Raw genomic sequence first — 12273 nt, 5'->3', positions numbered from 1 at the left:
GGTTTTTGTGCTTTTCAGTTCAGTTTGCATCAGCGACTTGATGTTTAAGCCCTGCTTTTTTTGTGTTTTTGCCGGTATGGGGGCATACCTCTCCCGGATACGCCGGGAGCGTAACGTGATTTAGTGATTATGACCGCCTTAATGATTGCTCCATCTGTCCCCAAGCCGGTGAACGTATCCGTGGCAGTTCCCGGATGGTTACCATCCTTCCGGTTTTGCATACCGGGCAAAGACAGGGATTTACGCCTGTCAGCCTGGCAAAACGTTCCACGTTGGTTTCCGGCGGTTGTTGCCGTTCGATTACCGAGTCAATGTCCGGCTTTTCTTCGGAAACAAATTGCAGTTTGAGATTGCGCTTTACGGTGTGGTTGTAAATACCGAAGCGCCGGATCCTGACAAACCTTCGGGGCAGGATGTGTTGTGTGAAGCGCCGCAGGAACTCAACCCCATCCAGGGTAACAGGCTTTTTAATGGCCCTGTCACGATAATCCTTTGCCAGGAAGGTCACTTTGCCACCGGCAATGTTCACAATGCGCTGGTTGGTAATGGCTACCCGGTGCGTGTATTGGCCCAGGTACCTGACCACGTGCTCAGCGTTTGCCAGCGAAGGTTCGCAGTGAACCACCCATTTTGTTTGATAAGCCTGCTTTATCTGGCTGCTAAAGAGGGAAAGCTCGTCTTGTTTTTGTAAAGTCCGTTTAAGGCTGTCCAGGAACCTGCCTTTAAAGGCACTGCTTAGTTGATGTACCGGGTAAAGGTAAGTGCCCGAATGCCCGATGTTTTTCCACCGTCCGTCAAGGGTATGCCCGGCAGCGGGAACCAGGCAATGGATATGCGGATGCAGCGAAAGGTTTTGTCCCCAGCTGTGCAGCACGGCCACCGCCCCGGTTTCAACACCAAAATGCGAGTAGCCAAACGAGCGGAGGGTTTGCCAAACAGCCGAAAAAAGCAGGTCGTAATACATCCTTTGGTTATGCAGGCAAACAGCATTCAGGTGGTGCGGCACGGTAAATACCAGGTGGTAATGTTTTACCGGCAAGGTATTTTGCACCAGATCATCAATCCAGAAGGCCTGTTTGGCAGCCTGGCATTTGGGACAATGACGGTTGCCGCAACTGTTGTAACTGTAGCGAACGGTTCCGCAGTTTTCACAGGCTTCTTCGTGACCTCCCAGCATGGCAGTACGGCAAACAGCTATCTTATCCAGCACTTTCAGTTGCAATGGAGTAAGCGTTGTTTTGGCAGCCAGTTCAGCGCCGAACAAACGGACTACATCGGCCAGTTCAAAGGTTGTCTTCATTTTTCGGTGAACCGGTGTTTTTCTTCTTCTTTTTCCTGGGAAAGTCATAAAGCGTATCCAGCGGGCTGTGAGGTTTGATCAGCGTGCATTGGGCCACGTGCAGGTAAATCATGGTGGTGGTAATGTCGGCATGGCCCAGCAGTTCTTTCAGGGTGACAATGTTCAGTCCCTGTTCCAAAAGATGTGTGGCGTAGGAGTGACGAAGCGAATGCAGGTTCACCTCTTTGGTAATGGAAGTTTTTTTCAGGTTTTCGCGCATCACCCAGGATAAACCCCGGACACTGTAACGGCCGTCAGGTTCTTTGCCGTTAAACAGCCAGATGTGCGGGTTTTCGGCTTTGAGGTACTTTTTCAGCCCCACGGCCATGCTGTCGCCCAATGGCACGATGCGGTCTTTTTTATACTTACTCTGGCGGATGTGGATGGTGCGACGTTCAAAATCCACATCAGAGATTTTCAGGTTGATTACTTCCTGACCGCGCAGTCCGGCCGAATAGATCAGCGTGAGCACCACCCGTTGTTTCAAAAGCGTTGGCGCGGTAAAAAGCTCTTTAAGCTCCTGCTGGTTCAGGATAACCGGCAGTTTGGTATTCCCTTTCAGCGAAGGCAGGGCAATGGCATTTTTGTTCAATCCCAGCAGGCGGTAGTAGTAGCGCAAGCCGTACACCATGTGCTTGAAACTGCTGCGCGAAGGCGAGCGGGGATCGCGGGCCAAAGCTGCCAGGTACTCGTTGATCTCTTCGGGATCGATCTGCTCGGGCAATTTCCCGAAATGGACCACAAACAGGGCGATGCGGCGGATGTAATTATTTAATGTACTTTTGCTTTGTCCGCGTAAAGTAACCTGTTGCTCCAGCTTGCGGACAACTTTTTCAAACTCAGGAACAAGCACAATTGCCTGCTCAACGATAGTTAAACCCGATTTCTTTCTCATATTCAGAAATTTTAATGGTTAAAAATCTCGAAGTTCTGAAAGAATCGGGTACTTTTAAAACAGCTATCCGCGTAGGCGGATTTAGTTCAACAAACTAAATCGTTAACAGCATGAGAACATTATTTTCAGCCCTCTTTTTTCTGATATCCGTGTCCCTGACGGCACAAAACAGCAAGGTTTACGACAACCTGTCATGCTCCAGTAAAATCCTGAAAATGGACCGGAAGTATGCCATTTACCTGCCGCCCGGTTACGAAACATCAGAGCGCAGCTATCCGGTGTTATACCTCTTGCATGGCGCCGGCGACGATCAAACCGGCTGGGTACAATTTGGCGAAGTACAGCATATCGCCGATAAAGCCATTGCCGACGGATCGGCCACGGCTATGATTATTGTGATGCCCGACGCCAATACCGGTCGTCGCGGTTATTTCAACGACCTGAAAGGAGAATGGCGTTACGAGGATTTTTTCTTTAGCGAGCTGATGCCTTATATTGAAAAGACCTACCGGATTAAGGGCGAAAAACGTTACCGGGCTATTGCCGGTTTGTCGATGGGCGGTGGCGGTACCTTTATGTACGCGTTGCACCATCCGGAGCTGTTCTCGTCGGCTTGTCCGCTGAGTGCGCTGGCCGGCCCGCTGTCGGTGGCCGATGCCCGGACTTTTGTTGAGCGTTGGGGCGAAACCGGCGCTACGGACGAGGAAGTGGAAGCCTACTACCAAAAACACAGCGCCCTGGCCCTGATTGAACAAATGCCCGACGACCGGAAAAAAGCGGTACGCTGGTATATCGATTGCGGCGACGATGATTTTTTGTATGAAGGAAATTCGCTGGTGCATATCGCCATGCGGAAAAAGGATATTCCGCACGAATTCCGCATCCGGCAGGGAGGTCATACCTGGACATACTGGCGGGAGTCGCTGCCGGCTGTCCTTACATTTATTTCAGACGCTTTTCATCAACATTAAACCTGGCTGTTATTCCTTTTTATGCTCCTTCTTTGCGTCTTTATTTTTAGGTTTTAAATTGATTTTGAGGATTGTTATCCCGGGATTTACCTCGTCATCATCATACGGATTGTCTTTGCCGCTCCGCATATTCGGGTCAATCAACAACTGGTCCTCTGCTTCCTCCCGGATCTGTTCGGCATTGTTCTCCGAATGTTCATATTCCTTCTGGTAGGTTGGCATCGACATGGGGTTGATCAGGTAGGTGCGGTAAGGAAGGTAGTATTTATTTTGCCGGTCGGCCGGTTTTCTTGCGTGAATAGTTACCGGCGACATCGATACGTGATTGATTTTCAGAGAATCGCCCTCGAACACCGAAGTCCTGAAAAGGCCCTGGTGATTCGTTGTTACAATTTTTGTAGTCCGGTAATTAATCAAATGTGCATTCTCAAGCGGGATGGAATCTTCCGTAAAAACATATCCTTCAAACAAAAACGCCTCTTGTTGGATTACCTGTCCAAACAAATGAATGTTTAATACGATCAAAAAAACAAATCCTACGTATTTCATCGCTCTCTATTTTTTGCTGTTTTGTTGAAAATTCGGTTAAAGATAAAGAATAGCATACTAATGTGTTTGCGAAACGAATAAAATCAATCCGCCTGTTCTTTACCCGGCGCCAACTTTTATTACGACGGAACCGCGAGATAGTTCACGTTCCGGGCAAAAGTATCAGCGTTCGGTATTCAGTCGCAGTGCTCAGTAGTAGTTTTACCTGCAAGCAACGAGCTGCAAGCCACAAGCTTCAAGCTCCAATGACCAATGACCAATGATCAGGGAAACTCATTTGTTTTACACGTATAACTCATTCGTCTTATACGTGCAACCCGATCGTTTTTTCCGGGAAATACAATTGTATGATCAGGACATTCTGAACGATCGCCCTCGTTCATTAGCAATTTCGGTTCGTCTCCGGCCAGGTATTCATTAGTCACCGGTTCGGAAACCGCCGCACCCGATTAAGGGATGCCACTCGTTAACCACTTTTTCTTATATTAATTCCAAATTAGCTGATAAGTAAAATTTATTACGTCAGGTATTGTAAATTGTGAAGTAAAATCGGAAAAATCCGACCAGTCAGGTATGGTTTGACGCCGGGAACTGATAGTCAACTCATAATTTTGTACATTTACGTGCATTAAACATTGCGTAGCTATCGGGCCCGATTACGGAGCAAATATGAAACTGCTGCCTCGTAAAGCGAACATAAAACTGATTAAAGTTGTTTTTTTAGAATGTCAGCATAAACGATATCGTAAAAATATTTTCAATGATTGTCTAATCAAAAATTGTAAGAACATGAAAAAAGTAGAAATGATTTCAGAAAACAAGAATTACATTGCGGTAAATGTTGGTAAATTAGAAGATATAGAAACATATTCCCTGATTCATCCAAAACTAAGAACAGAGATTAAAGGAAAGGTATTTTTAAAAGAGCCGACCAAATCAACCGGAACAGAAATATCGTTTACTACAATAGCGCCAAAATCAGAATTAGGATATTTTCATATGCATTACAAAGACGAGGAAACATACATTATACTGAAAGGCTCAGGGTACTATCAAGTAGATGACGATTGTTTTCCGATACAAGAAGGCAGTGTAATAAGGGTTGCACCTGAAGGTGTAAGAAGTTTATGTAACACATCCGCAGAAAACATGGTGTACATTTGTATACAGGCCAAAGAAAACTCGTTAGAAGAATATACAACAGAGGATGGGAAAAGAATTGCCTCTGCTCCAAAATGGAAAATATAAGAAAATAACAGTACTTTTCCTATTTATACATTTCAGAATTGAACTTTTAGTAAAAAACATGAATTCACAATTAAAGAAAAAAAGAAAAAAAAAACTCGCGGTAATATTCTTAATCATTAACACCATCCTGATTATATTCTGTCTTTTTCCTGTTTTCGGAGAAATTTATAATATAACATCCAATCTTAAATCAGTAATTACTAAGACTTTTGACAATACTGATGGACCTACTGTCATATTTATCTCTTCGCCAATTAACTGGTATCTGATTACAATCGCGGGTATAGAACTAATTTTAGCATTGTACCTATTATTAACACACACCAGTGATCCGGAAACAAGAATTTGGAAAGGACGTTCTTGAGGATCAGATAATCGGAGCAACAATGGTAATTAAACCGTAAAAGTGAAAATACAGTTCATAGGTACCCGTCGTAAGGAATATCAGGATTCACAACGATCCTCAAGATTGCGAAACGACCAAATAAAACAGCCTGTAGAGGCCTTGATTTTGAAGTTACCAGATATCGATATGTTTACAGATAGTTTTGAGATTTTAAAAATTGACATATTTCGATTTACCTTGACAAGACGAATAATCCAACTTGATTGGAAACAAAACTTTAAGAATTAATAAACATAGAAAGTCATGTTTAATATTCCACTAAAAATGATGCGAGTAGTTTTCGTATTATTGATTGCCTGTACAAGTTTTGGATTTAGTATTCAGGCACAAGATACAAGGCTCAAATTAAAAGAGTTTGTTGATAAAGAAATACATATCCGAGATAATTTTTCAGGACAGAGCATTACCCTAATCAAATAAAACAGAGAATATTATATCATTCGTAAATTCTTTGGTTCAGGTGTACCAATTGTAGCTACGACCAAGTATAAAGTAATATTCAAAAGCGATTATCAAATTGCCTTTTCCGAATTAGTCGATAAAACAGACTCTGATGACAATAAATTGGTTCATGGAGAAGAGTTTCTTTTATCAGTTGAAGAATCCGGATTGAGTTTATACTTGAATAGATTAAAGGTTGTCACCTACTGACAAATATTTAACAACCGTCAGCTTATAACTGGCGATACGCACTTACCGGGGCGGGAGGTTGCTCATGTTAATCCATCTTGGCTACCTTGTGGGCAGACTGCCCCTCCGGTAAAACCTGACTTGCAGGAATTATAAAAAAAATTAATTTCTTCGCCTTAACTTTGGATGACTAAACACGAAAAATATGCTGTACCGTCTGTTACTTTTATTGATGCTAGCGCTGACCGCCTGTACGTTTCAGCCCAAAGGAAAAATCATTACCGTTACCGGCGACATTTCGCCCGACGACATGGGGCTGTGCCTGGAACACGAACACATCCTGGTGGATTTTACCCGTGCTGAAAACAATGAGCCCGAAGCTTATACCCTGGAGGAAGCTGTCGGCAAGGTCCTCCCCTATCTGAATGAATTAAAGGCCCACGGCGTAAAAACCTTCGTGGAATGTACGCCCATGTATGTTGGCCGCGATGTAAACCTGTTAAAACGGCTTTCGGAGGAAACAGGCATCCAAATTCTGACGAACACCGGTTTTTACGGGGCACAAAATAACCGCTTTATTCCCTCCCACATCTTGCTGATGTCCCCCGAAGCCATAGCCCGGTTCTGGATAGCCGAGTTTGAACAAGGCATTGAAGGCTCGGGCATCAAACCCGGATTTATTAAGATTGGAGTCGATCGGAAACCATTGTCCGAATTTCACGCAACACTGGCGCGTGCAGCCGCAATTACCCACAAAGCTACCGGACTGACCATCATGGCCCATACCGGGCCAGCGGTTGGGGCTTTTCAGCAACTGGACCTGTTAAAAGAAGAAGGCGTTTCGCCCGAAGCGTTTATCTGGACGCATGCCAGCGACGAAAAAAACCCGGAAAAGCTGATCAGGATCGCCAAACAAGGCGCCTGGATTTCACTCGACAAATACGGCTGGGACGAAGCCTGTGAGCAGGAATACCCGGAACTACTGCAACGCTTTAAAAATGAAGGACTGCTGAACAAGGTACTGATTTCGCATGATGCCGGATGGTTTGATCCGGGACAGCCGGAACAGGCTTTTAAACCTTACACGCCCATTTTTGAAACATTAGTTCCCCGACTGAAGGAACTAGGCTTTTCCGACGACGATTTGACCCGGATCCTCGTCAGCAATCCGGCTGAGGTATTTACGGTAAAGAAACGACTGATTCCCAATCACTAATGACTAATGACCAATGACTTAATGACTAATCACCAATCCCTAAAAAAATTCCCATGAAACGAAACTTTTCAATCTTCCTGATCCTGATCATTTTCCTCCTGATAGCCGCCGGCTGCGCCACGCAAACAACCGGAAACACCGATCATCTTCCCGGATTTTTGCACGGGCTGTTTCACGGCTTTATCATCCTGTTCAGTTTTATCCTGAGCCTGTTTACCGACTATGAAATTTATGCATTCCCCAATGCGGGAGGCTGGTACAATTTTGGGTTCCTGCTGGGTGTTATGATCTTCTTTGGAGGAGGAGGCGCCGGGGCAAAAAAACGGAAAGGATGTTAAACGATTTTCCGGTTAACCACAAAACCCGATAAAAAAATATTAACCGGTATTGGATGAATGAAAATAATCACTTACTTTGCATTTCAAAGTACTTTCAGATATGAAAAACACAGATCAGTATCTTGCCGAAATCAAAGAAATCAGAAAAATGATGGAACAATCGAGCCGGTTTCTGTCATTAAGCGGTTTATCAGGTATTTTAGTCGGAATTTATGCCATCCTGGGCGCTTTTATCGCCTACCGGATGATCTACCTGCCTGCGCCGTCGATCTACCGGAAAGTATATCCTCAGCAGGTTTTGGATCAACTGATCCTGCTGGCCGCGGTGTTATTGCTGGCTTCTTTTATAACGGTGATTTGGCTGACAACGGCAAAAACAAAAAAATCGGGACAGAAATTTTGGAACACCGGTTCACGTTTGCTCTGCATGAACCTGGCCATCCCCCTGATCAGCGGCGGCATCCTGATCCTGATCTTCACATTCAGAGGCATCTACAGCCTTGTTGCTCCTTTTTGTCTGGTTTTTTACGGGCTGGCGCTTGTGAATGCCGCGAAATATACCCGGCAGGAAATCTTTAACATGGGCCTGTTTCAAATCCTGTTGGGCATCTTATCGGCTGTTTTCCCCGGACTGGGGCTTATTTTCTGGGCCCTTGGTTTCGGACTGGTGCACATCATTTACGGCATCGTCATGTATTTCCGCTACGAACGTAAAACTCAAACGGCGTGAAAAACTTATTTCAACAGCTCGATAAAGCATTTGAAAACAAGATCAGACTGGGCATCATGTCGGTTTTGCGGGTTAACAGCAACCTATCGTATACCCAGCTCAAAGATACGCTGGATGTTACCGACGGGAACCTGGCCAGTCATTTGAAATACCTGGAAAAAGTGAACTACATCACGGTCAGCAAAAGCTTTATCGAGCGAAAACCGAATACCGACTATGCCATTAGCCCGAAAGGTAAAGCCGCGTTTGAAAAACACATTAATACTCTCGAAGATATCCTGAAAAACCTGTAATATTTTTTTAACCATACACTTTGCAATACAAAGTTCTTTGATAACCTATAAATACAAAAGAAATGACAACAACTCAATTTTTAGAAGAAAAAGCAAAAAGTCCGAAAATGAAGTTAACTATCAAAGTAATCACCATCGGATTTATCATCCTGATCTTACTTATTCCCAAGATGATGATCATGGGCGTAATCGAAGAAAGAGAAACAACTGCAAATTCGGCCAAGCAGGAAGTGGCCGAAAAATGGTCGTACGATCAGACCGTCAGGGGACCCGTATTAACCATCCCTTACATTGAAAAAATATTCGACAATGAAGGAAAATTATTGAAAGAAGAAATTCACAAGTATCACTTTTTACCCAAAAATTTAACCGTCGAAGGCGAAATATTTCCTAAAGAATTACACCGGAGTATTTACCAGAGTGTGGTGTATGAAACCGCTCTTCAAATAAGCGGCGACTTCGAAAAACCGGATTTTGCAAAACTGAAAATCAAACCGGAAGACATTCAGTGGGACAAAGCCAAATTAGCCATCGCCATCAACGACCTGCGCGGAATTAATTCGATGGTCGAGATTAACTGGAATGGGAAAACCTACCCTTTTTCTCCCGGCATGGAAAACAAATTGATTGGTGAAAACGGGATTTCGCTGGATATTCCGGTTGAAGAAGGACAAAATCTGCCTGCCAGGTTTACAATAAACCTCGATCTGAAAGGTTCGGAAACGCTCCAATTTGCACCTGCTGCCGAAACAACGGTCGTAAAACTGAAATCGTCGTGGAACGATCCCGGGTTCCAGGGGCTTTTCCTGCCAACTGAGCGCAACATCAGTAAACAAGGGTTTGACGCCTACTGGAAAATTTTGAGTTACAACCGCGAGTTTGCCCAGGAATGGAAAGACCACGAGTACCAAATCACAAGCGCCGATTTCGGCGTAAAATTAGTGATTGTCGCCGATCACTATCAAAAAAGCACCCGGAGCGCCAAGTATGGCGTGTTGATCATCCTCTTCGTTTTTCTTTCGTTTTTCCTGAACGAAGTGATCACAAATCAGCGGATTCATCCCTTCCAGTACATCCTGGTTGGTTTTGCCGTACTCATTTTTTATCTCTTGCTGCTGTCGGTCTCCGAACACCTCGGATTTAACCCGGCCTACCTGGTTTCGGCCATCCTGGTTTCGGTTATGGTGTTAGTTTATTCCAGATCGTTTTTAAAATCATGGTCGAACGCGGCCGGGCTAACTTCAATCCTGGCCATCTCATTCGGGTTTATTTATATTTTACTGCAGCTCGAATCGTATGCCCTGCTGGTTGGAAGCATCGGGCTATTCGTCGTGCTCGCCTTAACCATGTTTGTCACCCGAAAGATTAACTGGTACGAATAGCTGAAATCTCCTGTGCCGGTGCACCAAAACCGGCACAGATTTTCATCCGAAAATCCACCAACAAATTGTTCCCGACGCTTTATATCGTGGCTAAATAATTGTATTTTTAACCATCTACCATGTTAAAACCACAATCAAATGAAACCAGAAACATTTCATGCCTACCTCGTCACCGCTCTGTTTGCCACCATCTTTCTTTTTTACAGTTCGTGCCGGCACCAACCGGGAAAAACGATTTTGCTGAACGAAGATTTTTCACAACAGGTACCTGGCCCGCTGCTAACCGATCTCGGTGCCCATACCGAATATCACTACCTGCCCGAAGCCCGTCCCCGGTCGAACTGGGTGGTATCGACCTTCAGGTATAACCTCCCGGCTTCGTGGGAAATACGAAAAAACGGACATGGACAAAACATGATGGTGCAAACGGCAACAAACCACAATTCGCACTGGCACCCGATGGTAATCACCGGCTCTCCGTTCTGGACAAACTACACCCTTGAAGCGACATTCAGGCCCGGCAACCTCCGAAATCGTAACGGTATTGTATTTCGTTATCAGAACGACCGTTGTTATTATTTTCTCGGAATGGATAACAATGCAATTTGTTTGATGAAGGTAAATCATGCCACCGGTTTTCGTCAGCCCGATGAAACGATGCTGGCAAAAGCATACAACCACCTGATCTCCGATGATACCATCCAGGTAAAAGTCAGTGTATCGGGCCCCGAAATCAAGGTGTTTTTTCCCGATGACCAGGTTTGGGAAATCCGCGACGAAACGTTCGGCGCCGGCAAAATTGGTTTACTTTCTGATTCGTTTACCGAATTTTATTCGGTAAACGTCAGCGCAGGGAAAAACGATTACCGGATGATGCAAAAAAATGAACTGGCATTTAAGCAGGAACAGGACAGCCTGATCGCGCAAAACCCAAAAATGAGCGTGTATAAAAAGATCTATCTGGCCGAATACGGCGTGGGCCGCAACATCCGCTTTGGCGACCTAAACGGCGACGGAGAAATTGACATCCTGCTTGGACAGGTGGTCCATCATGGTCCGAAAGACCGTAACAGCGAATTAAGTTGCCTGACCGCCATGACACTGGATGGACAGATTTTATGGCGAAAAGGAACGCCCGACCCATGGAAAACCAGCTTAACCAATGATGTGGCTTTCCAAATCCACGACATCAATCAGGACGGTAAAAACGAGGTGATTTACACCATGAACCAGGAACTGATCATCGCGGAAGGAGCTACCGGGGAGATCATCAAAAAAATCCCTACCCCGCTCACTCCGGGTGGAAAACCACTGGAATCGGGGCACAACAGCTTTCCCCGCATTTTGGGCGACTGCATCTATTTTCTCGATTTACAGGGAAAAGGGTACAACAGCGATTTCATCCTGAAAGACCGTTACCAATATTTCTGGGCATTCGATACCCAGCTCAATCTGTTGTGGAAAAACGAATGCCGGACCGGACATTACCCTTACGCATACGATACCGATGGAGACGGGAAAGACGAATTACTCATGGGTTATTCTCTGTTTGACGACAACGGAACAAAATTGTGGAGTCTGGACGACGAATTGTCTGATCATGCCGATGGAGTTGCCATTGTGCGCTTTGATGAAGATGAAGAACCAAAAATTCTCTGTGCCGCCAGCGACGAAGGGCTATTTTTTGCCGGTTTGGATGGTCAGATCACCCGGCATCATTACATCGGCCACGTTCAAAATCCGGCTGTAGCCAATTTCAGGGACGATTTGCCCGGACTGGAAACCGTTTCGGTTAACTTTTGGGGCAACCAGGGAATAATTCACCTGTTTGATAAAAACGGAAATATTTATCACGATTTTGAACCTAACCAGTATGGCAGCATGTGCCTGCCCTTAAACTGGACGGGCAAAACGGAAGAGTTTTTTGTTTTAAACGCCAATGCGGAAGAAGGAGGCGCCTGGGACGGCTACGGACGTAAAGTACTCGAATTTCCCGACGACGGACACCCCGACCTTTGTTATGCCGTGCTTGACATCACCGGTGATTGCCGCGACGAAATTGTTGTTTGGGATACCAATCAGCTTTGGATTTATACCCAGGACGACAACCCGCAGTATCACCGGAAATTTTATAACCCGAAACGCACCCCCCTGTACAACTATTCCAATTACCAGGCAAGTATATCAAGCATGATAAATGAATAAGCAATCAGGGCAGACTGCCTGTCAAAGCCGGCAACCCTGCCGGACTGATAACGTAAATTTGACCTGAAAAG

General features: G+C 45.1%; 12 protein-coding genes. 9 read left to right on the top strand and 3 right to left on the bottom strand.

Translation table 11 applies throughout. The annotated features are described in order from the left end of the window. Positions 1-127 precede the first annotated feature (127 nt). Positions 128-1300, bottom strand: coding sequence for an IS91 family transposase (locus ACOIT5_RS17150; RefSeq protein ID WP_423127385.1), 1173 nt, complete (start codon positions 1298-1300; stop codon positions 128-130). After that, positions 1284-2234, bottom strand: a complete 951-nt coding sequence (locus ACOIT5_RS17145; protein WP_423127384.1) for a tyrosine-type recombinase/integrase — start codon at positions 2232-2234, stop codon at positions 1284-1286. The genes ACOIT5_RS17150 and ACOIT5_RS17145 overlap by 17 nt, the downstream gene beginning before the upstream one ends. Positions 2235-2344: 110 nt before the next feature. Here ACOIT5_RS17145 and ACOIT5_RS17140 point away from each other — a divergent pair, with 110 nt between their 5' ends. Continuing rightward, entirely contained in the window at positions 2345-3205 is an 861-nt protein-coding gene (locus tag ACOIT5_RS17140) for an alpha/beta hydrolase (protein ID WP_423127383.1), read from the top strand. Positions 3206-3214: 9 nt separating this feature from the next. Here the strand turns inward: ACOIT5_RS17140 and ACOIT5_RS17135 are convergent, their stop codons facing one another. Beyond that, the gene (locus tag ACOIT5_RS17135; protein WP_423127382.1) at positions 3215-3754 is read right to left on the bottom strand and encodes a hypothetical protein; all 540 of its coding nucleotides are present in this window, start codon (positions 3752-3754) and stop codon (positions 3215-3217) included. Positions 3755-4543: 789 nt separating this feature from the next. On the opposite strand from ACOIT5_RS17135, the gene ACOIT5_RS17130 reads away from it, so the two are divergent. The 8 genes from ACOIT5_RS17130 to ACOIT5_RS17095 all read left to right on the top strand — a co-directional run bounded on the left by ACOIT5_RS17130 (position 4544) and on the right by ACOIT5_RS17095 (position 12202). Further along, entirely contained in the window at positions 4544-5002 is a 459-nt protein-coding gene (locus ACOIT5_RS17130; RefSeq protein WP_423127381.1) for a cupin domain-containing protein, read from the top strand. Between the two features lie 649 nt (positions 5003-5651). Beyond that, positions 5652-5828, top strand: a complete 177-nt coding sequence (locus ACOIT5_RS17125; RefSeq protein WP_423127380.1) for a hypothetical protein — start codon at positions 5652-5654, stop codon at positions 5826-5828. A 415-nt stretch (positions 5829-6243) separates the two neighbouring features. Next, entirely contained in the window at positions 6244-7254 is a 1011-nt protein-coding gene (locus ACOIT5_RS17120; RefSeq protein WP_423127379.1) for a phosphotriesterase family protein, read from the top strand. A 53-nt stretch (positions 7255-7307) separates the two neighbouring features. Next, positions 7308-7592: a hypothetical protein gene (locus ACOIT5_RS17115; RefSeq protein ID WP_423127378.1), complete on the top strand. Its 285-nt coding sequence runs from the start codon at positions 7308-7310 to the stop codon at positions 7590-7592. A 100-nt stretch (positions 7593-7692) separates the two neighbouring features. Then, on the top strand, positions 7693-8322 hold the full coding sequence (locus ACOIT5_RS17110) for a hypothetical protein (protein WP_423127377.1): 630 nt from the start codon (positions 7693-7695) through the stop codon (positions 8320-8322). Continuing rightward, entirely contained in the window at positions 8319-8615 is a 297-nt protein-coding gene (locus ACOIT5_RS17105) for a winged helix-turn-helix domain-containing protein (RefSeq protein ID WP_423127376.1), read from the top strand. The genes ACOIT5_RS17110 and ACOIT5_RS17105 overlap by 4 nt, the downstream gene beginning before the upstream one ends. Positions 8616-8722: 107 nt before the next feature. After that, positions 8723-9997, top strand: coding sequence for a cell envelope integrity protein CreD (gene creD / locus ACOIT5_RS17100; RefSeq protein WP_423127375.1), 1275 nt, complete (start codon positions 8723-8725; stop codon positions 9995-9997). A gap of 138 nt (positions 9998-10135) precedes the next feature. Beyond that, positions 10136-12202, top strand: coding sequence for a hypothetical protein (locus ACOIT5_RS17095; protein ID WP_423127374.1), 2067 nt, complete (start codon positions 10136-10138; stop codon positions 12200-12202). Positions 12203-12273 lie beyond the last annotated feature (71 nt).

Origin of the sequence: Gaoshiqia hydrogeniformans (assembly GCF_049347105.1) — a bacterium.
In the GTDB taxonomy this organism is placed as follows: domain Bacteria; phylum Bacteroidota; class Bacteroidia; order Bacteroidales; family Prolixibacteraceae; genus Gaoshiqia; species Gaoshiqia hydrogeniformans.
Note: the sequence above shows the minus strand (reverse complement) of the source record. Positions and strands in the feature narration are given on the sequence as shown.